21 protein-coding genes are annotated in these 24,731 nt (G+C 61.0%); 8 read left to right on the forward strand and 13 right to left on the reverse strand.

The genetic code is table 11. The annotated features are described in order from the left end of the window. Positions 1-88: 88 nt before the first annotated feature. The 10 genes from J4E53_RS00940 to ffh form a co-directional block, all read right to left on the reverse strand. The gene (locus tag J4E53_RS00940; protein ID WP_103307909.1) at positions 89-1,477 is read right to left on the reverse strand and encodes a transporter substrate-binding domain-containing protein; all 1,389 of its coding nucleotides are present in this window, start codon (positions 1,475-1,477) and stop codon (positions 89-91) included. A 120-nt stretch (positions 1,478-1,597) separates the two neighbouring features. Then, positions 1,598-3,007: a threonine synthase gene (thrC, locus tag J4E53_RS00945; RefSeq protein WP_060739054.1), complete on the reverse strand. Its 1,410-nt coding sequence runs from the start codon at positions 3,005-3,007 to the stop codon at positions 1,598-1,600. 104 nt (positions 3,008-3,111) lie between these two features. Beyond that, positions 3,112-4,416 (reverse strand): homoserine dehydrogenase, encoded by a 1,305-nt coding sequence (locus J4E53_RS00950; RefSeq protein WP_060739055.1) that lies wholly within the window; start codon positions 4,414-4,416, stop codon positions 3,112-3,114. 132 nt (positions 4,417-4,548) lie between these two features. Further along, positions 4,549-5,280, reverse strand: coding sequence for a bifunctional protein-disulfide isomerase/oxidoreductase DsbC (dsbC, locus tag J4E53_RS00955; RefSeq protein ID WP_060739056.1), 732 nt, complete (start codon positions 5,278-5,280; stop codon positions 4,549-4,551). A gap of 260 nt (positions 5,281-5,540) precedes the next feature. Then, a complete protein-coding gene (gene xerD, locus J4E53_RS00960; RefSeq protein WP_103307910.1) occupies positions 5,541-6,437 on the reverse strand; it encodes a site-specific tyrosine recombinase XerD in 897 nt (298 codons plus the stop codon). 132 nt (positions 6,438-6,569) lie between these two features. Next, complete coding sequence (rplS, locus tag J4E53_RS00965) at positions 6,570-6,920, reverse strand: 50S ribosomal protein L19 (protein WP_003175895.1); 351 nt, start codon at positions 6,918-6,920, stop codon at positions 6,570-6,572. 45 nt (positions 6,921-6,965) lie between these two features. Further along, complete coding sequence (trmD, locus tag J4E53_RS00970; RefSeq protein WP_170845966.1) at positions 6,966-7,739, reverse strand: tRNA (guanosine(37)-N1)-methyltransferase TrmD; 774 nt, start codon at positions 7,737-7,739, stop codon at positions 6,966-6,968. Beyond that, positions 7,721-8,257, reverse strand: a complete 537-nt coding sequence (rimM, locus tag J4E53_RS00975) for a ribosome maturation factor RimM (protein ID WP_058544503.1) — start codon at positions 8,255-8,257, stop codon at positions 7,721-7,723. Before rimM ends, trmD begins: the two co-directional genes overlap by 19 nt. A 5-nt stretch (positions 8,258-8,262) precedes the next feature. Further along, positions 8,263-8,514, reverse strand: coding sequence for a 30S ribosomal protein S16 (rpsP, locus tag J4E53_RS00980; protein WP_003198088.1), 252 nt, complete (start codon positions 8,512-8,514; stop codon positions 8,263-8,265). A gap of 251 nt (positions 8,515-8,765) precedes the next feature. Next, positions 8,766-10,142, reverse strand: coding sequence for a signal recognition particle protein (gene ffh / locus J4E53_RS00985; protein WP_060739058.1), 1,377 nt, complete (start codon positions 10,140-10,142; stop codon positions 8,766-8,768). Between the two features lie 195 nt (positions 10,143-10,337). Here ffh and J4E53_RS00990 point away from each other — a divergent pair, with 195 nt between their 5' ends. The 8 genes from J4E53_RS00990 to cmoB all read left to right on the forward strand — a co-directional run bounded on the left by J4E53_RS00990 (position 10,338) and on the right by cmoB (position 19,820). Beyond that, on the forward strand, positions 10,338-11,150 hold the full coding sequence (locus tag J4E53_RS00990) for an inner membrane protein YpjD (protein WP_060739059.1): 813 nt from the start codon (positions 10,338-10,340) through the stop codon (positions 11,148-11,150). A 12-nt stretch (positions 11,151-11,162) separates the two neighbouring features. Continuing rightward, complete coding sequence (locus J4E53_RS00995; protein WP_060739060.1) at positions 11,163-12,404, forward strand: HlyC/CorC family transporter; 1,242 nt, start codon at positions 11,163-11,165, stop codon at positions 12,402-12,404. A gap of 392 nt (positions 12,405-12,796) precedes the next feature. Then, positions 12,797-14,110, forward strand: a complete 1,314-nt coding sequence (locus tag J4E53_RS01000; protein WP_060739061.1) for an MFS transporter — start codon at positions 12,797-12,799, stop codon at positions 14,108-14,110. A 152-nt stretch (positions 14,111-14,262) separates the two neighbouring features. After that, entirely contained in the window at positions 14,263-16,677 is a 2,415-nt protein-coding gene (gene lon, locus J4E53_RS01005) for an endopeptidase La (protein WP_103307911.1), read from the forward strand. A gap of 215 nt (positions 16,678-16,892) precedes the next feature. Then, positions 16,893-17,285 carry a protease inhibitor I42 family protein gene (locus J4E53_RS01010; RefSeq protein ID WP_103307912.1) on the forward strand — a complete coding sequence of 131 codons (393 nt, stop codon included), beginning with the start codon at positions 16,893-16,895 and terminating at the stop codon, positions 17,283-17,285. Between the two features lie 2 nt (positions 17,286-17,287). Then, a complete protein-coding gene (locus J4E53_RS01015; protein ID WP_060739064.1) occupies positions 17,288-17,923 on the forward strand; it encodes a lysoplasmalogenase in 636 nt (211 codons plus the stop codon). A 200-nt stretch (positions 17,924-18,123) separates the two neighbouring features. After that, positions 18,124-18,867, forward strand: a complete 744-nt coding sequence (cmoA, locus tag J4E53_RS01020; protein ID WP_018611163.1) for a carboxy-S-adenosyl-L-methionine synthase CmoA — start codon at positions 18,124-18,126, stop codon at positions 18,865-18,867. Next, on the forward strand, positions 18,864-19,820 hold the full coding sequence (cmoB, locus tag J4E53_RS01025; RefSeq protein WP_103307913.1) for a tRNA 5-methoxyuridine(34)/uridine 5-oxyacetic acid(34) synthase CmoB: 957 nt from the start codon (positions 18,864-18,866) through the stop codon (positions 19,818-19,820). Before cmoA ends, cmoB begins: the two co-directional genes overlap by 4 nt. 144 nt (positions 19,821-19,964) lie before the next feature. Here the strand turns inward: cmoB and tadA are convergent, their stop codons facing one another. The 3 genes from tadA to J4E53_RS01040 all read right to left on the reverse strand — a co-directional run bounded on the left by tadA (position 19,965) and on the right by J4E53_RS01040 (position 24,709). Then, on the reverse strand, positions 19,965-20,462 hold the full coding sequence (gene tadA / locus J4E53_RS01030) for a tRNA adenosine(34) deaminase TadA (RefSeq protein ID WP_060739067.1): 498 nt from the start codon (positions 20,460-20,462) through the stop codon (positions 19,965-19,967). Beyond that, a complete protein-coding gene (locus J4E53_RS01035; RefSeq protein WP_060739068.1) occupies positions 20,462-21,838 on the reverse strand; it encodes a multicopper oxidase family protein in 1,377 nt (458 codons plus the stop codon). The genes tadA and J4E53_RS01035 overlap by 1 nt, the downstream gene beginning before the upstream one ends. Before the next feature lie 153 nt (positions 21,839-21,991). Next, on the reverse strand, positions 21,992-24,709 hold the full coding sequence (locus J4E53_RS01040) for an AAA domain-containing protein (protein ID WP_103307914.1): 2,718 nt from the start codon (positions 24,707-24,709) through the stop codon (positions 21,992-21,994). Positions 24,710-24,731: the final 22 nt, after the last annotated feature.

Genomic DNA, 24,731 nt, shown 5'->3' on the forward strand with positions numbered 1-24,731 from the left:
AGCGCACCGAACCGGCATGCCTTCAACCTGTTCAACCGAGCATGCGCGTCCAATATGACAGGCAAACAACAGCGCTCTGCGAGAGCCGTTACGAGGTGACGGCCGGCTCAGCCAGGCCCCTGTCGCAACGACGCCACCGCCGCCCGACATCGGTCCAGCCGCCCAGAATGCCGCGCAGCTGCCCATCAGCCCCATAGAACGGCACCGACCAATGATAGATTTCCCGCAATCCGCCGCTGAACATCAATTGCCGGTCGACGAATCGAGATTGGCCGGTGCGCAATTGCTCCATCACTTCCCCGTGCAGCAGCTCGGCGGTGGCCGGCGGGAATGATGCCGAGTCGGTAAGCCGCGTGCCCCGCAGTTTTTCGAAGCGGGTCGCAAACTGATCTTCATAGCTTTTGTTGCACATGATCAGGCGCCCTTCCAGATCACAGATGAAAATCGGGTCGGGAATGGCATCCATCAAGGCCCGCTGGAGCATCAACTGGTCCTTGAGGACCGCTTCGGCCTTGAGGCGTTGGTCGATCTGTATCTGCAGGCGGCGGTTCCACAGCAGGGACAAGAGGCCAAACACTACGACCACGGTCACACACCAGTAACCCCAGCGGGACATCCGCTCCCAGATCGATGGCGCCTGGACGGGCGTAGCACCGGCCATCCATTTCGAACGCAGTGCACGCATGTCCTCGGCGGGGAAGGCTTCCAGCGCTTTATTCAAGATACTCAACAGCACGGTCAGGTCCTGGCGCACTGCCAGGTAGTCCGGTTCCCACTTGCCCTCAAGGCCGCTGCCGACCTGCAACTGCCCGGCGGGATAGAGATGCACCCCGGTTTCATTTTCGATGGTGGCATAGGCTTCCCGGCTCTCCACCAACGCCCGCGCCTCGCCAAAGGTCTTGGTCGTACGCAATTTGATCGCCGGGTAATCGCGCCTGATTTCCGCCTCCAATGCATGCCGTGCCGGCAGTGCCAGGACCTTCCCTTCGAGCTGCTCCAGCGAATGGAGGGACGATTCCCCGTCACGGCCGACGAATACCCAACCGGAACCCCCGAATGCGTGGCTGAAACTCAGGAAGTCCCGACGTTCTTCATTCATCGCCAGCAGGGTCGTCATGTCGGCCTCGCCATTCTCCAGCATTGTCAGCAACTCGCCGGGGGAGAACGATTCACGATGCACGAACTCAAGACCGGTCATGTGCGCGATGCGCTGGAGAACGTCGTGGTTCAGCCCATTCCACTGCCCCTGTTCGTTCTTGAACAGGTACAACGGAAACTGCATCGTGGCCACGATGACCCGGGGGTTCTCCTTGATCCACTTCAACTCCTGCGCGTCCAGCACCAGCCGTTCGCCAGGGTTGGGCGGTGGCGTTTCGAAAGCCGCCAGCGGCGCCGCGTTGCCTCCCTGCGTCCAGTACATCAGGGCCAGGCCCATTACCCAGCCCAGGGCCGGTTTGCCTTTGATAAAAAACGACATCTGCATTTCCTTCGAGATGACTCGCCCATCCCTCCAAGGGCGAAAACCCGGCCAGTTTGGCATGCAGAAACAAGAAAGCCCGTCAGGAGACGGGCTTCAAAATGTGACAGGTTTACCCGGTCAGAGAGGCTTGCCGCGATTGCCATGCTGGCTGACAAAGGCCTGCACGGCTTTCAAGTCGTTGGGCAACACGGTGCAACGCTCATCTCGCTCAAACAAATCAGAAAGATGCGCAGGCAGTTCGAGCGCTTTTCCTACACCGGCTTTCTCCACCGCTTCCGGGAACTTGACCGGGTGAGCGGTGCCCAGGATCACCATCGGGAGGTCCAGGCTGCGACGGCATTCACGGGCCGCCCTGACGCCGATGGCCGTGTGCGGGTCGAGCAGTTCGCCGCTCTGTGCGAACACCTCGGCGATGGTTTCGCAGGTTTGCTCATCGTCCACGGCCAGGGAGTCGAACAACTTGCGGGCTTCGGTCCAGCGCTCAGGCTCGACGCTGAAACCGCCGCCCTGGCGGAAGCTGTCCATCAGCCCGGCAATCGCCGCACCGTTGCGACCGTGCAGGTCGAACAGCAGGCGCTCGAAGTTCGACGACACCATGATGTCCATCGAAGGCGACAGCGTGGCGTGCAGGGTTTCCTTGACGTACTGGTTGCCGCTCATGAAGCGGTGCAGGATGTCGTTGCGGTTGGTGGCGACGATCAATTGGTTGATCGGCAGCCCCATGTTGCGCGCCAGGTAACCGGCGAAGATATCGCCGAAGTTGCCGGTCGGCACCGAGAACGATACGGAACGGGCCGGACCGCCCAATTGCAGGGCCGCGTGGAAGTAATAGACGATCTGGGCCATGATCCGCGCCCAGTTGATCGAGTTCACCGCCACCAGCCGCGTGCCCTTGAGGAAGCTCTGGTCGGCGAAGCTGGCCTTGACCATTTCCTGGCAGTCATCGAAGTTGCCTTCGATGGCGATGTTGTGGATGTTGTCGCCGAAAATCGTCGTCATCTGGCGACGCTGCACTTCCGAGACGCGGTTGTGCGGATGCAGGATGAAAATGTCGACGTTTTCGCAATGCTTGCAGCCTTCGATGGCCGCCGAACCGGTGTCGCCAGAGGTGGCACCGACGATCACCACGCGCTCGCCACGCTTTTGCAGCACGTAGTCCAGCAGGCGACCGAGCAGTTGCAGGGCGAAGTCCTTGAACGCCAGGGTCGGGCCGTGGAACAGTTCCATGACCCATTCGTTACCGTTGAGCTGGCGCAGCGGTGCGATGGCATTGTGGGAAAAGACGCCATAGGTCTCTTCCAGGATCTTTTTGAAATCGGCGTCCGGGATGCTGCCGGTGACGAACGGGCGCATGACCCGGAACGCCAGCTCGTGATACGGCAGGCCGGCCCAGGAAGCGATTTCCTCCTGGGTGAAGCGCGGCAGGTTTTCCGGCACATAGAGACCGCCATCCGTGGCCAGGCCGGCCAGGAGGACATCTTCGAAATTCAGGGCCGGTGCCTGGCCGCGGGTGCTGATATAGCGCATTTTTTGGCAAACCTTCGGTTTGAGCTTCAAGGTCAAGCGGCAAGCGACAAGTCAAAGCGGCTCAGCTTCTACTTGCGGCTTGCAGCTTATAACTTGCCGCTAAATTAATTCAAATGTTCGACACGGATACGGACCACCGGCCCAACGACACCCTGGAGCGCTTCCAGCGCCGCAATCGCGTCGTTGATGCTCTGCTCGACCACCCGGTGGGTCAGCAGGATCATCGGCACCAGGCCGTCGTGTTCCTCGACTTCCTTCTGCATGATCGACTCGATGTTGATGCCGCGTTCCGAAAGGATACTTGCCACTTGGGCCAGCACGCCTGGATGGTCCTTGGCCTGGATACGCAGGTAGTAGGAGCTTTCGCACGCCTCGATCGGGAGAATCGGGTGCGCCGACAGCGAATCCGGCTGGAAGGCCAGGTGCGGTACACGGTTTTCCGGGTCCGAGGTCATGGCGCGAACCACGTCCACCAGGTCGGCAATGACCGAAGAGGCCGTCGGTTCCATGCCCGCGCCGGCGCCGTAGAACAACGTCGAGCCCGAGGCATCGCCGTTGACCATCACCGCGTTCATCACGCCGTTGACGTTGGCGATCAGGCGGTCGGCCGGGATCAGCGTCGGGTGCACGCGCAGCTCGATGCCGCTGGCGGTGCTGCGCGCCACGCCCAGGTGCTTGATGCGGTAGCCCAAGGCTTCGGCGTAGTTCACGTCAGCGGTGGTCAGCTGGGTGATGCCTTCGGTGTAGGCCTTGTCGAACTGCAACGGAATGCCAAACGCAATGGACGCCAGGATCGTCAGCTTGTGCGCTGCGTCGATGCCTTCCACGTCGAACGTCGGATCGGCCTCGGCGTAGCCCAGGGCCTGGGCTTCGGCCAGCACGTCTTCGAAGGTGCGACCCTTCTCGCGCATCTCGGTGAGGATGAAGTTGCCGGTGCCGTTGATGATCCCCGCGACCCAGTTGATGCGGTTGGCCGACAGGCCTTCGCGGATCGCCTTGATCACCGGGATACCACCGGCCACGGCGGCTTCGAATGCCACGATCACGCCCTTCTCGCGGGCCTTGGCGAAAATCTCATTACCGTGAACAGCGATAAGCGCCTTGTTCGCGGTGACCACATGCTTGCCATTCTCGATGGCCTTGAGTACCAACTCGCGGGCAACGGTATAGCCGCCCACCAGCTCTATGACGATGTCGATCTCAGGGTTCGTGGCCACTTCGAAGACATCGTTGGTAATCGCAATACCGGTCGTCTGGAACTGAGGCTTTGGCGTGCGCATGGCAATTTGTGCCACTTCGATCCCACGCCCGGCACGACGAGAAATTTCCTCGGCGTTGCGCTGAAGTACGTTGAAGGTGCCGCCACCGACGGTACCTAACCCACAGATGCCTACTTTGACCGGATTCACTCTTGACTCCCCATGAAACGGCCGACGCAAGGTCGGCCGTGAAATACAGCCGCGAAGCTACGCGACTCTGTGTTTAACGGCCCGACGAATGTGTTCGTCGAGCCGTGATCTTCAAAAGCGCACCGCACATGATCATTTCGCGCCCAGGGCCAGTTTGGCCACTTGTGGCGCCGGCTGGTAGCCCGGAATTACCTGACCATCGGCCAAAACAATCGCCGGCGTACCGTTCACACCTATTGACTGTCCGAGCGCAAACTGCTTGGAAACCGGGTTATCGCACTTGGCGGCCTTGATTTCCTTGCCGTCGACCATCTTGTCCATGGCCGCTTTCTTGTCCTTGGAGCACCAGACCGCCTGCAACTGCTCATCGCCCGGCGAACCCAGGCCCTGGCGCGGGAACGCCACATAGCGCACTTCGATGCCGCGCTTGTTCAGTTCCGGCACTTCGGCGTGCAGCTTGTGGCAATACGGGCAGGTAGTGTCGGTGAACACGGTGATGTGGGACTTGGTTTCGCCGATCGCCGGATAAACCACCGTTTCAGCGACCGGAATGCCGTTGATCAACTTGGAAATGCCCTGGCGCTCGGTCATCTCCGTGAGGTTGACCGGCTTGCCGTCCTTGAGCTCGAACAGGTTGCCCTGGACGATGTACTGGCCGTCGGCGCTGGCGTACAGCACGCGGCTGCCCTTGAGCTTGACTTCATACAGGCCGGCCATGGGGCTGGCCGAGATGGCTTCGATCGGCACTTCAAGCTGAAGGTTTTCCAGGCTCTTGCGGATAGCCTTGTCGGCCGCGTCATCGGCGATGGCAAAGGTACTGGCCAACGCAATGGCGGCGGCGGTGAACATCTGGATCAAACGCATGGGGACTCCTGAGGCGAACAAATGAGACGGGAAACGCCGACCCGCAGATTCGGGTTCCAACCGCCCACTGTGCAAACCGGCAAAGCCTACCACATAAGGCTGGCGTGGCCGAATGCCGCTGACGCACGACATGGGTGGAGGCTTTCTGTGGGAGAGGGCTTGTGGGAGCAAGGCTTGCCCGCGATGAACGATAACGCGGTTCAGTTGTTACACCGCGGCGCGGCCATCGCGGGCAAGCCTTGCTCCCACAGGGATTTCATTCAGCCCCGTGGATGATGCTTGGCATGCAAGTCCTGCAACCGCGCCCGGGCCACATGGGTGTAGATCTGGGTGGTGGACAAGTCGCTATGGCCGAGCAGCATCTGCACCACCCGCAAGTCGGCACCGTGATTGAGCAGGTGCGTGGCGAAGGCATGGCGCAAGGTGTGGGGCGAGAGGGACTTGCCGATCCCGGCCACCTTGGCCTGGTGCTTGATGCGGTGCCAGAACGTCTGGCGAGTCATCTGCTCGCCACGCAGGCTGGGGAACAGCACATCGCTGGGACGCCCGCCCAGCAATTCATGACGGGCATCGCGCATGTAACGCTCGACCCAGACAATCGCTTCCTCGCCCATCGGCACCAGGCGCTCCTTGCTGCCCTTGCCCATCACTCGCAGCACGCCCTGGCGCAGGTTGACCTGCTCCAGCGTCAAGCTGATCAACTCGGTGACGCGCAAGCCACAGGCATACAGGACTTCCAACATGGCCCGGTCGCGCTGACCGATGGCCTCGCTGAGATCAGGTGCCGCCAGCAGCGCTTCGACATCGGCCTCCGACAGGGACTTGGGCAGCGGACGCCCCAGTTGCGGCATTTCCACACGCAAGGTCGGGTCTACCGCGATCAGCTTTTCCCGCAGCAAATAGCGATAAAACCCACGCAGACCGGAGAGAAACCGCGCGGTCGAGCGGGGTTTGTAGTTCTGCTCCAGGCGCCACGCCAAGTGATCGAGGATCAACTCGCGACCGGCATTGACCAGTTCCAGGTGATTTTCCTGCAACCAGCCGTTGAACAACGCCAGGTCGCTGCGGTAGGCATCGCGGGTGTTATCGGACAGGCCCTTCTCCAGCCACAGGGCGTCGAGAAACTGGTCTATCAGCGGATGATCGATGGCTGGCATAAGAACTCTTGAAGGATGCGGGCACACACGGCATCGAAATGGAAAATGAAGCTATGCAGGGTGCTCAAAGCGCAAATCGCAGGCAACAAAAAAGCAGCCCGCAGGCTGCTTTTTTTGCATCGGAAGCTGGACTTAAGCCAGTTTTTCCTTGATGCGAGCTGCTTTACCCGACAGGTCACGCAGGTAGTACAGCTTGGCTTTACGTACGTCACCGCGACGCTTGACAGCCATGCTGTCGATTTGCGGGCTGTAGGTCTGGAAAGTACGCTCTACGCCAACACCGTTGGAGATTTTACGAACGGTGAACGCACTGTTCACGCCACGGTTACGCTTGGCGATAACGACGCCTTCGAACGCTTGCAGACGGGAACGGTCGCCTTCCTTCACTTTCACCTGGACGACAATGGTGTCGCCTGGGGCAAAGGTAGGGATTTCTTTGGTCATCTGCTCTGCTTCGAGTGCAAGGATGATTTTGTTAGTCATGCTGTGCTCCTAAGGCGAGTCGTCGGACTCACCATCGATACGTTGTTAACTATCGTCCCGCTCGCGGATGTATTCCTCGAGCAGCTTCTTCTCTTCTCCAGAAAGCGAGCGGCTTTCCAGAAGATCGGCGCGTCGTTCGTAGGTCCGACCAAGGGACTGCTGCAAACGCCAACGCCGGATGTGCGCGTGGTTGCCACTTAGCAACACGTCGGGAACACGCTGATCCGCATACACCTCCGGTCGGGTGTAGTGCGGGCAATCCAGCAGACCATCCGTAAAGGAATCTTCCTCAGCGGAATCCGCATGCCCTAAAGCTCCAGGCAGCAGTCGTGTAACCGCATCGATCAGGACCATCGCCGGCAGCTCGCCGCCAGACAGTACATAGTCGCCAATCGACCACTCTTCATCGACATGAGCTTCAATGAAACGCTCGTCAATGCCTTCATAACGGCCGGCAATCAGGATCAATGCATCCGAATTCGCCAGCTCGCGTACCGCCGACTGAGTCAGCTGGCGGCCTTGGGGCGACAGGTAGATCACCTTCGCACCCTCCCCGGCTGCCGTCCTGGCCTGAACCAGCGCATCTTCCAGGGGCTTGATCTTCATCACCATGCCCGGACCACCGCCAAACGGGCGATCGTCCACAGTGTGATGCCGATCCGTGGTGTAGTCCCGCGGATTCCAACAGGTGAGCTGCAACAGCTCCTGTTTCACCGCGCGGCTGGTTATGCCGTACTCGCTGATGGCGGAAAACATCTCGGGAAACAATGTGATGACTTCAACGCGCAAATTAGCCACGTTTAGAAATCCGCATCCCATTCCACCTTCATCTCGCCTGCGGCAAGGTCGACGGCCAACACGCATTGCTCGGTATAGGGCAACAGGCGTTCGCGATCATCCAGGCTGCCGACGCAAGGCTTGACCACCATGACATCGTTCGAACCGGTCTCGAGCAGGTGATCGATTTTCCCGAGCAATTGCCCGAGGTGGTCGATGACCTTCAGACCCACCAGCTGGTACCAGTAGTACTCGCCGTCGGTCAGTTCAGGGAACAGGTTGCGCGGCACGCAGATCTCATAACCGGCCAGAAGACGAGCTTCCTCACGATCATCGAGACCCTTGAGCTTTGCGACCAGGAACTTGTCGTTCCCGCGTCCGCTGACCAGCTCCACCTGTTTCACGCTACCTTCGCGCTTGAGCGTCCAGGTTTTGTAGTCCAACAGGTTCTTGATCGGATCAGTAAAGGAATACACCTTCACTTCGCCGCGAACGCCATGTACAGAATAGATCTTGCCGACAACGATCAAATCATCAGCATCTTTTGGCGTCGCGTTCATATTGCTCAGGCCGCAGCCTTAGCCGATTCCTTCAACAACTGAGCAACGCGCTCAGAAGGTTGTGCACCAACGCTCAGCCAGTAGGCTACGCGCTCTTGGTTCACGGACAGACGAACTTCCTGACCACGGGCAACAGGGTTGAAGAAACCAACCTGCTCCTTGTGGGAACCGTCACGCGGGTTGCGGCTGTCGGTTACGGTCAGGTGGTAAAACGGGCGCTTTTTGGAGCCGCCAAGGGCAAGACGGATTGTTAGCATGTGAACATCGTTCCTGTAGTCGGTGCTGCAAATCTAAATGCACAGCGGGCATAGGTGCCCGAAAGGCCGCATATTCTAAGGAATATCCGGACTTTTGCAAATGTCTTTTTCCGGCGCCATGCGCCATGCGATCAAGATTTGCCATAGAGCCGTCATGAAAAACGGCAGGTCAGCTCCCGCATAGCACGGGTTTGCTGGAGATCCCCGCATCCGTGCGGGGCAACGCCGGCATGACAGCCGGCGCAGATTCTTTACATTTTCGGCATGCCGCCGCCGGGCAACATACCGCCCATGCCGCGCATCATCTTGGCCATCCCGCCCTTGGCGGAGAATTTCTTCATCATCTTCTGCATCTGCTTGTGTTGCTTGATCAAGCGACCGATGTCCTGCACCTGGGTGCCGGAACCCATGGCGATGCGGCGCTTGCGCGAACCGCTGATCAGCTCAGGGTCGCGGCGCTCGGCCGGGGTCATGGAGTTGATGATGGCTTCCATCTGCTTGAACTGCTTTTCAGCCGCGCCCTGGGCATTGCCCATCTGCGCCAGGTTCACGCCACCGATGTTCGGCAGTTTGTCCATGAGGCCGCCAAGGCCGCCCATGTTCTTCATTTGTTGCAGCTGGTCACGGAAGTCTTCGAGGTCGAAGCCCTTGCCCTTCTTCAGCTTCTTGGCCAGTTTGTCGGCCTTGTCCTTGTCGAGGGTCTGCTCGGCCTGCTCGATCAGGCTGAGCACGTCGCCCATGCCGAGGATGCGCGAAGCGATACGCTCGGGGTGGAACGGCTCGAGCGCTTCGCTCTTCTCGCCCATGCCGATGAACTTGATCGGCTTGCCAGTGATGGCCCGTACCGACAGCGCGGCACCGCCACGGGCGTCACCGTCGACCTTGGTCAGGATCACGCCGGTCAGCGGCAGTGCATCACCGAACGCCTTGGCCGTGTTGGCCGCGTCCTGGCCGGTCATGGCGTCGACCACGAACAGGGTTTCCACCGGGTTGATCGCGGCATGCAGCGCCTTGATCTCGCCCATCATCTCTTCATCGATGTGCAGGCGACCGGCGGTATCGACGATGACCACGTCGATGAACTTGAGCTTCGCTTCCTTAATAGCCGCCTGGGCGATGTCCACCGGCTTCTGGCTCAGGTCGGACGGGAAAAACGTCACGCCGATGTCGTTGGCCAGGGTTTCCAGCTGCTTGATCGCCGCCGGACGGTAGATGTCCGCCGACACCACCATCACCGACTTCTTCTTGCGCTCTTTAAGGAAGCGCGCCAGCTTGCCGGCGGTCGTGGTCTTGCCCGCGCCCTGCAGACCGGCCATCAGCACCACCGCTGGCGGTACGGCGGCGAGGTTCAGGTCCTCGTTGGCGGCGCCCATCAGGCTTTCGAGCTCGGCCTGGACGATCTTCACGAACGCCTGGCCCGGCGTCAGGCTGCGCGACACTTCGGTGCCGACGGCGCGTTCCTTGACCGAATTGACGAAGTCCTTGACCACCGGCAGGGCGACGTCGGCTTCGAGCAACGCCATGCGCACTTCGCGCAGGGTGTCTTTGATGTTGTCCTCGGTCAGTTTCGCCTTGCCGGTGACATGGCGCAGCGTCTGCGAGAGACGGTCGGTTAGGTTTTCAAACATGCGCGATCCTTTCAGGCCCAGATGAGACCGGGATAATGGCGGCCCAGACCGTGAAAAATGTGCTCGGCGAGCCTGCGGCGTGGGCAGGTCGCGGATTATAGCGAAGAAGCGTGCGGCGTACACCTGCTGTGGTCTTTCGTGTGGAGGGGGTTCTATGCCAAACTCAGCGCCTTTCGGGCTTGCCTAACAGGATTTATGCTCCCCTTGTCACCCAGCTTGCTTGCCACCCTCGCCGCCGCTTGCCTTTATGCCGCTGCGACCCTCTATCAAGGCACCCGCCTGGCCACCGGCGCCAAGGCGAACAAACGCCTGCTGGTCACGCTTGGCGTGCTGGCGGTGCTCGGCCACGCGGCCAGCCTTTATACCCACCTGATGACGCCGATCGGCCTGGGCCTGGACTTTTTCAACGCCGCCAGCCTGATCGCCGTCGCCGTGATCGCCCTGACGTTGCTGGCCTGCTCGCGCATCCCGGTGGAAAACCTGCTGGTGCTGCTGTTCCCACTGGGGCTGGCCACGGTGTTGCTGGCGCAGTTCGCGCCGTCGGGCACCGTGCAGATCATCGACGAAGAGCCGGGCATCCTCGCCCACATCCTGCTGTCGATCCTCGCCTACGGCCTGTTCACCATCGCCGTGTTCCAGGCCCTGTTGCTGCTGGTACAGGACCACCAGCTCAAGAACAAGCACCCCTCCGGACTGATCCGCAACTTCCCGCCGCTGCAAACCATGGAAAGCCTGTTGTTCGGTTTCCTCTGGGCCGGCTGGAGCCTGCTGTCGCTGTCATTGATCTCCGGCTGGTTGTTCGTCGAGAACCTGTTCGCCCAGCACCTGGTACACAAGACCCTGCTGGCCTGCCTGGCGTGGGTGGTCTTCAGCGTGCTGCTGTGGGGCCGCAACCGCCTCGGCTGGCGTGGGCACAAAGCGATTCGCTGGACCCTGGCCGGTTTCTGCCTGCTGATGCTGGCGTACTTCGGCAGCAAGCTGGTCCGTGAATACATCCTGCATATCTGACGGACGGACCTGATGGATACGTTGCCCGTAGCGCCGTTGTTCGCCGTGCTGGTGGTGCTGATCCTCTGGTCGGCCCTGTTCACGGCCATCGAAGCCGCCCAGCAACACCTGCTGGCCCAGCGCACGGCTTCGCGCGCCAGTGACAAACCACTGGCGACACTGACCTTCCCGCTGCCCAGCCTGATCCTGTGCAATACCCTCTGTCGCGCCCTCGCCGTGGTCATCGGCACCTTGCTGGCGATTTTTACCTGGCTGGAAAACGGCCCCTGGGTCGCCTGGCTCGGCACCAGCGCCGCCCTGCTGGTGTTCGCCGACTACCTGCCGCGCACCCTGGCCACCCGCCAGCCCGACGCGGTGCTGGCACTGGGTAACACCTTGCTGGGCATACCGTTGAAGATCCTCTATCCATTTGCCTGGCTGTTGAATGGCGCCAGCCAGTTGTTGCTGCGTCCATTTGCCCGCAAGCCCGGCATGGTGCAGCAGAGCGACGACGAAATGCCCGCGCCACCGCGCAGCGAGCAAGAGTCAGAGCAAGGCAGTGGCCGGCTGCATCCGATTTCCGGCATCCACGCCCTGGACAACATCACCGTCAACGATATCCTCGTGCCCCGCAGCGAGGTCGATGGGATCAACCTCGACGACCCCATCGGCGAGATCATCGAACAGTTGCGCCTGAACCGACGGACGCGCCTGCCGGTGTTCCACAGCGATATCAACCAGGTCGAAGCAGTGCTCAACACTCGCCAGATCCGTCACCTGCTGGCGGACGCGAGCCTGACCAAGGAAGCGCTGCTGGCCGCCTCCCATGAACCCTACTTCGTGCCCGAAAGCACACCGTTGCAGCTGCAACTGCTGAATTTCCACAAGCAGCAGCGGCGCCTGGGCATGGTGGTGGACGAATACGGTGAAGTACTGGGCATCGTCACCCTGGAAGACATCCTCGAAGAAATCGTCGGCGAATTCGAGAGTCAGCACAGCCTCGACAACCCCCACGTCCATCCCCAGCCCGATGGCCGCCTGATGATCGATGGCGCGGCGTCGATCCGCGAATTGAACAGGACCCTGGGCTGGCATCTGCCTTGCGACGGCCCCAAGACCCTCAACGGGCTGGTGACCGAAGCCCTGGAAACCATCCCCGAAAGCCCGGTCTGCCTGAAGATCGGGCGTTATCGCCTGGAAATCATCGAGACCGTGGACAACCGCGTCAGCCAGGTGCTGGCGTGGCATAACAGTTCGGTGCCCACGGCGCTCTAAACCCCTTTGTGGCGAGGGAGCTTGCTCCCGCTAGGTTGCGAAGCGGCGCCGAACCAGGCAGCGCGGTGTATTAGTCGGGCTGGGGTCGCTGCTTTGGGGTTGCTTCGCAACCCAGCGGGAGCAAGCTCCCTCGCCACGGGGTTCTGCGCAATGTGTGCGGACTCTCTTGTTGATTCGTTAGCCCCCTTCCTATACTCAACCCGCTTACCCAGCTCCGCCCGAACCCCGTGCCTACCCCGCGCCCGGTCGGTTCCGGCCAGACCATCGGCAAAATCCGCATCAACCCTGGGACTGTTCCTACCCGAAACAGCGACGGGATACCCGTCCGCATCCCTGGGCGTTCGACCATAATAATCGCTCCAACGGAGCACATGACTGTCAGGGATAACCGCATGACGACCGCTACCTGCAACGAAGCTGTGCCTGCCCAGCCGACCAACTCGGCCACTCGCGTGGCGACCGCGAGTTTCATCGGCACTGCCATCGAGTTCTACGACTTCTACGTCTATGCCACGGCGGCGGCCCTGGTGATCGGGCCGGTGTTCTTTCCACAAACCTCAGGCACGGCACAGATGCTGTCGTCTTTCCTGACGTTCGGTATCGCCTTCCTCGCCCGTCCGCTGGGTTCTGCGCTGTTCGGCCATTTCGGCGACCGGATCGGGCGCAAGTCGACGCTGGTGGCCTCCCTGCTGCTGATGGGCGTGTGCACCACGCTCATTGGCGTGCTGCCCGGCTACGCCAGCATTGGCGCCTGGGCGCCGATCCTGCTGTGCCTGCTGCGTTTCGGCCAGGGCCTGGGGTTGGGGGGTGAATGGGGCGGAGCGGCACTGCTGGCCACCGAGAACGCGCCCAAGGGCAAGCGCGCCTGGTTCGGCATGTTCCCCCAATTGGGGCCCTCCATCGGCTTCCTGGCGGCCAACGGACTGTTCCTGACCCTGGCCATGAGCCTGGACGACGAGCAATTTCGTGACTGGGGCTGGCGGATTCCGTTCCTGCTCAGTGCCGTGCTGGTGATCGTCGGCCTCTACGTGCGGCTCAAGCTCCATGAAACCCCGGTGTTCGCCAATGCCATGGCCCGCCAGGAGCGGGTCAAGGTGCCGTTGGTCGAGCTGTTCAGCCAATACTGGGCGCCGACCTTGCTGGGCGCCGCGGCGATGGTGGTGTGTTACGCGCTGTTCTACATCTCGACGGTATTTTCCCTGAGCTACGGCGTATCCACCCTCGGCTACAGCCGCGAGACATTCCTGGGCCTGCTGTGCTTTGCCGTACTGTTCATGGCCGCCGCTACGCCGTTGTCCGCCTGGGCCAGCGACCGCTACGGCCGCAAACCGATATTGATCATCGGTGGCCTGCTGGCGATTGCCTCGGGTTTCCTCATGGAACCGTTGCTGACCCACGGCTCGACCGGCGGCGTGGCGCTGTTCCTGTGCATCGAGCTGTTCCTGATGGGGGTGACCTTCGCTCCCATGGGCGCCTTGCTGCCGGAACTGTTTCCGACCCACGTGCGCTATACCGGCGCCTCGGCGGCCTACAACCTCGGCGGTATCGTCGGCGCCTCGGCCGCACCGTTCTTCGCCCAGAAACTGGTGGCGATGGGCGGCTTGAGCTATGTCGGAGGCTATGTTTCAGCGGCCGCGCTGCTCAGCGTCATCGCCGTGCTGTGCCTGAAGGAAACGCGCCACAACGACTTGAACCGGGTCGCCTAGGCCGGGCCCGTGGCGAGGCTCCGCGCCTCGCCACGCAAACCTGTCGCCAGCCTGAACGGCCACCAATGAAATAACCGTTAACAATCGCCCACCATTGAAACCACCCCCCACCTGCCCCATCTAAGACCCATACCCCATTGCGCAGGTGCCCCATGAGCGACCAGCACTCGACTGAAGCCACTAACGACTACGCTGACTCCGAACACATCGAACACACTTCCTCCGGCACCGGCCTGGCGCTGCCCGGCCAGAACCTGCCGGACAAGGTCTACATCATCCCCATCCACAATCGCCCCTTCTTCCCGGCCCAGGTGTTGCCGGTCATCGTCAACGAAGAACCGTGGGCCGAGACCCTGGAACTGGTGGCCAAGTCCGATCATCACTCCCTGGCGCTGTTCTTCATGGACACGCCCCAGGAAGACCCGCGCCATTTCGACACCTCGAAACTGCCGCTGTACGGCACGCTGGTGAAGGTCCATCACGCCAGCCGGGAAGGCGGCAAGCTGCAATTCGTCGCCCAGGGCCTGACCCGCGTGCGCATCCGCACCTGGCTCAAGCACCATCGCCCCCCGTACCTGGTGGAAGTCGAGTACCCGCATCAGCCAAGCGAGCCAACCGACGAGGTCAAGGCCTACGGCATGGCGCTGATCAACGCGATCAAGGAACTGCTGCCGCTCAATCCGCTGTACAGCGAAGAGCTGAAGAACTACCTCAACCGCTTCAGCCCCAACGACCCTTCGCCGCTGACCGACTTCGCCGCCGCGCTCACCTCCGCCACCGGCAATGAGCTGCAGGAAGTGCTCGACTGCGTGCCCATGCTCAAGCGCATGGAAAAAGTGCTGCCGATGCTGCGCAAGGAAGTCGAAGTGGCGCGGTTGCAGAAAGAGATTTCCGCCGAGGTCAACAACAAGATCGGCGAACACCAGCGCCAGTTCTTCCTCAAGGAACAGCTTAAGGTCATCCAGCAGGAACTGGGGCTGACCAAGGACGACCGCAGCGCCGACCTCGAACAATTCGAGCAGCGGCTGGAAGGCAAAGTGCTGTCGACCCAGGCACAGAAGCGTATCGAAGAGGAGATGAACAAACTCTCCATCCTGGAAACCGGCTCGCCGGAATACGCCGTCACCCGCAATTACCTGGATTGGGCGACCTCCGTGCCATGGGGCGTGTATGGCCAGGACAAACTCGACCTCAAGCATGCGCGCAAGGTGCTCGACCAGCACCACGCCGGCCTGGGCGACATCAAGGACCGCATCCTCGAATTCCTCGCCGTCGGCGCCTACAAAGGTGAGATCAACGGTTCCATCGTGCTGCTGGTGGGCCCGCCGGGCGTGGGCAAGACCAGCGTCGGCAAGTCCATCGCCGAATCCCTGGGCCGGCCGTTCTACCGCTTCAGCGTCGGCGGCATGCGCGATGAAGCCGAGATCAAGGGCCATCGACGCACCTACATCGGTGCCCAGCCGGGCAAGCTGGTGCAGGCGCTCAAGGATGTCGAAGTGATGAACCCGGTGATCATGCTCGACGAAATCGACAAGATGGGCCAGAGCTACCAAGGCGACCCGGCCTCGGCGTTGCTGGAGACCCTTGATCCGGAACAGAACGTCGAATTCCTCGACCACTATCTGGACCTGCGCCTGGATCTGTCGAAAGTGCTCTTCGTGTGCACCGCCAACACCCTGGACTCGATCCCCGGCCCGCTGCTGGACCGGATGGAAGTGATCCGCCTGTCGGGCTACATCACCGAAGAAAAAGTCGCCATCGCCAAACGGCACCTGTGGCCCAAGCAACTGGCCAAGGCCGGTGTGTCCAAGGGCAGCCTGAGCATCAACGACAGCGCCCTCAAGGCCCTGATCGACGGTTACGCCCGTGAGGCCGGGGTGCGACAGTTGGAGAAACAGCTGGGCAAACTGGTGCGCAAGGCGGTGATGAAGCTGATCGACGACCCGAAAGCGGTGATCAAGCTCGGGCCGAAGGACCTCGAGGCTTCCTTGGGCAAGCCCGTGTTCCGCAACGAACAGGTGTTGTCCGGCATCGGCGTGATTACCGGCCTGGCCTGGACCAGCATGGGCGGCGCGACCTTGCCGATCGAAGCGACGCGCATCCACACCCTCAATCGTGGTTTCAAGCTGACCGGGCAACTGGGTGAGGTGATGAAGGAGTCGGCGGAGATCGCCCACAGCTACGTCAGTTCGCACCTGAAGCAATTTGGCGGCGATCCGAAGTTCTTTGACGAGGCCTTCGTTCACCTGCACGTACCGGAAGGCGCCACACCCAAGGACGGCCCGAGCGCCGGCGTGACCATGGCCAGTGCCTTGCTGTCCCTGGCCCGCAACCAGCCGCCGAAAAAAGGCGTGGCCATGACCGGCGAACTGACCCTCACCGGGCACGTCCTGCCGATTGGCGGCGTACGCGAGAAGGTCATCGCCGCGCGCCGACAAAAGATCAACGAACTGATCCTGCCGGAAGCCAACCGGGGCAACTTCGAAGAATTGCCGGACTACCTCAAGGAAGGTGTGACCGTGCACTTTGCCAAGCGGTTTGCGGATGTGGCGAAGGTGTTGTTCTGAGGTTTTTTATAGCCGCTGTACCGGCCTCATCGCGAGCAAGCTCGCTCCCACAAGGTTTGGTGTGGATCACAAATGCTGTGAACACCACAAATCCCCTGTGGGAGCGAGCTTGCTCGCGATGGCGTCATCCGCAACAACACATCCCCACCTGACACACCCAGTAGCATCTTCGGTTATGCTCGCCGTTCGTCGTGAATGCCGGAGCCGTTGCCCTTATGTCCCTCACTCGCCTGTTCGTCCCCCTCAGCCTCGCCCTGCTGAGCGCCTGCGCCACGCAAACCAGCAACAACGTGACCGTGGAAAAACTGAGCCAGTGCCCCGTAAGGCTCAATAACGGACAGAACCTGATCCTGAGCCTGCCCAGCAACCCCAGCACCGGTTATCGCTGGGCGATCCAGGATTCGGCCGGTGGCGTGTTAAAGGGCTTGGGGCCGGAGGTTTATCGCAACCCGGAAGACGCCGGCATCGTTGGCGCCGCAGGTGTTTCGACCTGGCGCTTCCAGGCGTTCAGCGCCGGCACCGGGCGCTTGCGCCTGACTTATCAACAGCCTTGGGCGCCGGAAGTGCCGCCCGTGGAAACCTTTGACTGCGCTATCGCGGTGAACTGACCGTGGGTTGGCTGATCCTCGCACTGATGGGTGCGGCCACCTACCTGTACGGCCTGGCCATGCATGCCACGCTGCTGTGCCTGCTGGTCAAGCCCATGCCGGTGCTGGCCCTGCTCGGCTGGCTGCACGATGCGCCGCCCAGCGAATATCGGCGCTGGATCAGCCTCGGGCTGATTTTCTCGCTGGTGGGCGATGTGCTGCTGGCCTGGCCGGGGGACCTGTTCGTGTTCGGCCTTGGGGCGTTTCTGCTGGCGCACCTGGCCTACCTGAAAGCCTACCTCAGCGACTGCCGCCGACCGGCGCTGCTGCCCTTGGCCCTGGCCTTGGGCATCGGCGCGGTGCTCCTGGCAATCCTGGTGTCGAGCGGTCTCGGGCCGTTGCTGGTGCCGGTGGTGATCTACGGCCTGGTCATCAGCGCCATGCTCTGGCGGGCGTTGGCACGACTGGGCACCGACGTGCCCAAGCGTTCGGCGTGGCTGGCCGCCACCGGGGCGCTGGCGTTTGTGTTTTCCGACAGCCTCATCGGCATCAACCGGTTCGTGCACCCCTTCCATGCCGCGCCTTACCTGATCATCGTCAGTTATTGGCTGGGCCAATGGGGCATTACAGCGTCGGCGTTCGCCCGAAAGCCACACTAAACAAAGCTCAATATGGGAGCAAAGGTTCTGTGGGGCACGGCTCTGTGGGAGCAAGGCTTGCCCGCGATGAACGATAATTCGGTCTTGCTATAGACCGCGGTGCCTTTATCGCGGGCAAGCCTTGCTCCCACAAAGCTCGCTCCCACTGGTTTTTTGGTTAAAATGCCGGCCTTTTCACCACCCATGCCGCTGGAACCGCCGTGAGCAAAGACCCCGATCGCCTATTCGCCCAGCCCCTGGCCCAAGTGCCGGACTTCGCCTTCAACGAGGACGTGGTGCGGGTGTTTCCGGACATGATCAAGCGTTCGGTGCCGGGTTACCCGACCATCGTCGAAAACCTCGGCGTGCTCGCCGCGCAATTCGCCCAGCCGGGCAGCGTGCTCTACGACCTCGGCTCGTCCCTGGGTGCGGTGACCCAGGCCCTGCGCCGTCATGTGCGCACCGACGGTTGCCGGGTGATCGCGGTGGATAACTCGGCGGCCATGGTCGAGCGCTGCCGTGAATACCTCAATGGCCAGGACTCGATGTTCCAGGAGCTGCTGCCGGTGGAAGTGATCGAAGGCGACATCCTCGCCCTGACGTTCCAGCCAGCCTCGGTGGTAGCACTGAATTTCACCCTGCAATTCATCGCGCCGGACCAGCGCACCGCACTGTTGAGCCGCATCCGCCAGTCCCTGCTGCCGGGTGGCGCCCTGATCCTGTCGGAAAAATTGCGTTTCAACGATGCAGAGGAACACGCCCTGCTCACCGACCTGCACGTTGCGTTCAAGCGCGCCAACGGCTACAGCGAGCTGGAGATTGCCCAGAAACGCAGCGCCATCGAAAACGTCATGAAGCCCGACAGCCTCGAAGAGCACCGCGAGCGCCTCTTGGCGGCCGGCTTCTCGAAAGTCGTGCCATGGTTCCAGTGTCTTAACTTCGCCTCGTTGATTGCCCTGCCATGATCGATCTGTCCCCCCTCGCCCGCCATCTGGCCGGCACGCCCCTGGCCGATTGGGCCGCGACGCTGCAGACGCAACTCGACAGCAAGATGGAAAAGGGCCACGGCGACCTGGAGCGTTGGCAAAACGCCCTCGATGCGCTGCCGGTTTTGCAACCCACCACCGTCGACCTGCTGAATGGCCTGACCCTCGACACCGATTGTTCCGACGAAACCCGTGGGCAAATGCGTACCGCGTTGATGGGCCTGTCACCATGGCGCAAAGGGCCTTTCGACCTGTTCGGCGTGCACGTGGACACCGAATGGCGCTCGGACTGGAAGTGGTCGCGGGTGGCTCCGCACCTGGATCTTGCGGGCAAGCGCATCCTCGATGTGGGCTGCGGCAACGGTTATTACATGTGGCGCATGCTCGGTGCCGGGGCGGACACGGTGATCGGCGTCGACCCCAACTGGCTGTTCTTCTGCCAGTTCCAGGCGGTACAGCGCTACCTGTCGCAGCCCAACGCCTGGCATTTGCCGTTCCCGTTCGAGGCCCTGCCAGCGGAACTGGAAGGCTTCGACACGGTGTTTTCCATGGGCGTGTTCTACCATCGCCGCTCGCCGATCGAACACTTGCTCGCCCTGAAGGATTGCCTGGTCAAGGGCGGCGAACTGGTGCTGGAAACCCTGGTGATCGAAGGCGACGAACACCAGGTGCTGGTGCCCGAGGACCGCTACGCGCAGATGCGCAACGTGTGGTTCCTGCCGTCGGTCCCGGCCCTGGAACGCTGGCTGCGCCGCGCCGGGTTCAGCGACGTGCGTTGCGTGGACGTGAGCCTGACGACCGTGGAAGAACAGCGCAGCACCGAGTGGATGAAGTATCAGTCATTGAGTGATTTCCTCGACCCCGCCGATCACAGCAAGACCATCGAGGGGCTGCCGGCGCCGATGCGGGCGGTGATTGTGGCGCGTAAATAAAACGCCCAAGCCGCCTGTGTGAGAACTTCTGTGGGAGTGAACCTGTGGGAGCAAGGCTTGCCCGCGATGACAGCACCGCGGTCTATAGCAAGGCCGCGTTGTCGTTCATCGCGGGCAAGCCTTGCTCCCACAGGGGATCGGTGTTTAGTCTGAAGACTTGGCTCTTCGGGCCTTGAAGAACTCACTCAGCACCGTACTGCACTCCTCGGCCAACACCCCGCCCTCGAACATCACCCGATGGTTCAGGAAACCCTGGCTGAAAAACTGCCCCTGGCTCTGCACGATGCCGGCCTTGGGCTCCAGGGCGCCGTAGACGACCCGGGCGATGCGCGAGTGGACGATGAGGCCTGCGCACATGCTGCACGGCTCCAGCGTCACATACAGGGTGCTGCCGGGCAGGCGATAATTGCTCACCGCCTGGGCAGCGGCGCGGATGGCGACCATTTCCGCATGGGCGCTGGGATCGTGGCCGCTGATCGGGCAGTTGAAGCCGCGCCCGATGATCTCGCCGTCCTGCACCAGCACCGCGCCCACCGGCACTTCCCCCAGGGCGGCGCCTTGGGCGGCGAGGGCCAGGGCTTCGCGCATGAAGTCCTGGTCACGACTGCGGTCGATGATTCTGGCGGGGCGAATCTGGCGCATCACGCCACCTCGATGGCGGCCATCAGGCCGGTTTCCATGTGGTCGATCACATGGCAGTGGAACATCCACACCCCTGGATTATCCGCCACCAGCGCCACCTGCGCCCGTTCGTTCTTGCCCAGCAAGTAGGTGTCAGTGAAGTACGGCACGACCTTGTGCCGGTTCGACGCGATCACCTTGAAGCTCATGCCGTGCAAATGGATCGGGTGCTGGTACTGGGTCATGTTCTTCAATTCGAAAATGTAGCTCTGGCCTTTCTTCAGCGTGGCGATCGGCCGGTCGGCGCAAGTCTTGTCGGTGATGTCCCAGGCCTTGCCGTTGATCTGCCACAGGCTTGGCGGCTTGCCGTTGTCGACATTGACCGACACCGAGCCGACCCATTCGAAATTGAAGTTGAGTTTCTGCGCATTGGCCAGGTCCGGCTCGGACACCGGGTTGGCTGGCAGTGCCGGCGGCCACTGGGTCGGTGCGTCACTGTTGGGCACCGAACGCAAGGTGCCCAGGCGCACCGGACCATTGCGCAACGACAATTCTTCACCGGCCGGCGGCGCCTTGATCGCCAGGCAAATGCGCATGCCCGGGCCCAGCCAGTATTCCTTGCCCAGCGGGCGCGGTTCGATGGGGTTGCCGTCCAGCGCATAGATCTGCGCTTCAACGCCTGGGATGTTGATACGGTAAGTCAGGGTATTGTCGAGGTTGAGCAAACGCACCCGGGTGATCTGCCCGGCCGGCAGATCGATCACCGCCTGCGGCACACCGTTGATGGTCGCCAGCCGCCCGGCCGTGCCACCACGCGCCGCCTCACGGGGAATGCTGAACGCCACGAACTGGCCTTGCTCGTCCACATGCCAGCTCTTGAGGCTCAGGGTCTGTTCATACTTGAATCCGGTCGGCTCACGTTCCTCGACGATCAACGGTCCCACCAGCCCACGTCCCAGTTCTTCGCTGCTGTTGACGTGGGGGTGGTACCAGTAACTGCCGGCGTCCGGCACGCGGAATTTGTAGTCGAAATATTCGCCCGGCAGCACCGGCAGTTGCGAGACATACGGCACGCCGTCCATCTCCAACGGCAAACGGATCCCGTGCCAGTGAATGGTGGTGGCGACCGGCAGGTGGTTGATGAAGCGCACCCGCAACCATTCGCCCTGGCGCACCCGCAGCTCGGTGCCCGGCGCCGAGGGGCCGAACGCCCAGGCCTGGGTCTTGTGCCCGGCCACCAGTTCCACGTCCAGGGGCGCCGCGATCAGTTCATAGTCGTGACCGGCCTCGGCGTCGGCCCGCTTGCCCAGCCAGTACCGCGACGCACCGCCTGCACCCACACCAACGACAACAAGACCGGCCAGGCCACCGAGTATTTGGCGACGGGTAAAGGACATGAACGCAACCACCTATTGAATCCGCGCGAACCGTTGGGCCCGCAAAAGGCGAATACGATACACCCGCAATTGAGAAATATTAAGTGAAGGATTGTCGCGGCACTCGCCGTTGTCGTGGAGGCAAGGAGGGCCTCAAGCGCCCGGCAGCTCGATTTATCCCGCTGCGTCCTTTAGGACACCGGTTGCCCACTGCGTCACAAATGCCGCCACCCGCTCTTCAATACGACTTTCAACGGTTCGCAAGCGCAGCAAAGGGATACCGCACTTGCCCAAAATACTGTCTTTCAAGGCATCGAGCTTCGCCTGTTCCGGCGTGTCATGACTGCCTCCGTCGACCTCTATCACCCCCAGCGGTGTTTTCCCAACCTTGAAATAGAGTACGAAATCACAACTGGAGCCGTTGTTCATGAAGTCCAGCTCCCGCGGGACCAGTCTCGCATTGGTGCTCGGGGCCACTTGCTTCAGCGGTATCTGCGAGTGGAACATGAGCCCTCGGCAGACTTCCTGCTCCAGCGTCTCACGCAGGATCTGCGCCACGATCCGCTCTGACTTGTAATCGGAATCTTCCCGCCGCAGCCGTTTATCGAGGCGTTCGAGCGATTGATCGTACTCCGCGTACAGCAGATCGAAGGCCGAGATCACTGGCGCGCGATGCACCTGCCTGTCCTCCGCGTAATACTCGATATAGCGCACCAGCGCCGCAATATGCCCATTGTTCGCTGTGAAGACATCATCTCCCGTGACCAACGTAAAGCCGTTCTTGGCCCGAGACACTGCCACATTGACCATGCGCGGATCATCAACGAACGCCAGGAACTTCGGGGTGATGCTCTTTTTGTCCAATACCGTGGAGAAGACAATTTCGTCGCACTCGCGGCCTTGGAACTTATGCACGGTGTCATTGATGAAATCGCCCGGTAAAAGCGTCCCGGAAAGTGTGGCCTGTGCCCGGAAAGGCGCGATGAATCCCCTCCCATCCTTGCCTGTCCAGGCACTTTCGCCTTCACCGGCAAGCGTCGCCAGCAATGAATCCAGCTCCCGCAGGTTCGTGGTCTTTCGCGTGTGATTTCCCTTGGCTGTCACCAGCAACGACAGAGGCTTTTCGCCTCTGTCCTTCGTCATCGGGACCAACTGGTCGTCATAGAACTGCTGGTTACAAAACTGAATGATTTGCGGGTGGCAGCGATAGTGTTCCTTGAGTAGCGTCGTCGGAATGGAGCCGTTGAATACACGGATACACGAATCGAGCAGGCTGAATGTCTCGCAATCGTAGTGCTCCCTGTCCTGGGGCGCGGCCAGCCCCAGCCGTGCCGGGATATGCGCCAACTGTTTCCTGTCGCCAACGATGATCAGTTGCTTCGCGCAGCCTAACGCCAATATTCCCGGAACGATGTCCTGCTGCGAGGCCTCATCGATGATCACATAGTCGAGCATCGTCCCGGCTGGAAGCGAGTTGATGATCGAATGTGTACTGCTGGAAATGATCGGATAGCGCGTCACGAACTCATCGAATCTACGCTTGTAGGTCTTGGCTTCGAAGGGTGCGGGTGGCGGCACCTGTTGGTGCAGATGCTGCTTGAGGTATTTCATCGAAGCGCTGGTCAACTCATCCAGCAGTGCCTGGTAATTGCCGAGTCGCAACGCCTGCTGATGAGTTTCCAACAGTGCATTCTTTTCCTGCAGCGCCTTGTCGTAAAAATGGAGTTGTAGGCCATAGAACATTGACTGGCGCTTTTCCCAGTTATCGAACGGCCGGGTACGCAGAATCCTGAAGTTGAACAGCAGTTCGATTCTGTCCTTGACCCTGACGCGACTGCCTCCCAGGTGGGTCAGATAGGCCATCAGGTCCGCAGACTTCTGCGGGGTCAGCTTGTACCTGTCCAAGGGCGGAATCTGTACGCCGTTATCCTGTTGCCATTGCTGCAGATAGCGGCGCTCCACTTCCAGCTCATTGATTTCGAGCTGCAACTGCGCCACCGCATTGCGGGTACCCAGATAGCCCTTGAGCTGTTGCAGAACAATCTGGATCCGATCCATCGAAGGCGCGGCTTCGGGAGTCACCGAGGGACGGGGACGTGGATTGGCGAAAAATGCCTCGCGATTTTCGGTGCTGCCCAATTCGGCAACTAGGTAATCGAGCCCGGACTTGCGCAGTTTTTCGCAGACATTCGCCACAGCTGAATTGTTATTGGACACCACCGCCACCGTACTCTCACGTAACAGGATATTGGCGAGGATGTTCAGAATGGTCTGGGTCTTGCCAGTGCCGGGCGGCCCTTCGATCAAACTGATCTGTGAGGTGAAGGCCTGCTCGACGGCATGAAGCTGACTTTCATTGATGCCGAAAGGAAAGACGAAATTCCCCGCTTGTACCTGCCGTTCATTCTTCCCGATGCAGTAAGCGTGCAATGCCGTGTCTGCACACGGAAGTATTGAGTTCAACTGGCGCAGCACATTCTCGGCGATCAGCTTATCCACTGGTTTCGTGGCATGATCGACTCGGGCACTGGCCACGGAAAGGAAATAATGAAAGAGCGACTCTTCCTTCATCTTCGTCGGTGCGACAAGCTCGATAGCATCCAGCTTGAACACGTAATTTGTCGTCTTCCCGGAATACTGAACGACGGCATATTTCTCACCGTAGATCACGGCCTTCTCAATTGGACTGAGCACCGCGCTGCCCTTCTTACGCAGAAGCTTGTCACTCACTACTCGGGTTGGAACGACCTCACAGTCTTCAAGCGGACTTGGGAAGCTCTTGCCGGAAGGAAAGTGGCAAATCAACAAAAGTCTACCGTTCCTGTCACTCTTGATTGTCCAGTCGCTGATCTGCCGAGTCTTGTCTTCACCGCGCACGTTGATAAAAACCATATAATCCCTTACTCAGGCTTGT

The organism is Pseudomonas sp. FW305-28 (assembly GCF_017351395.1).
Taxonomy (GTDB): domain Bacteria; phylum Pseudomonadota; class Gammaproteobacteria; order Pseudomonadales; family Pseudomonadaceae; genus Aquipseudomonas; species Aquipseudomonas fluorescens_AA.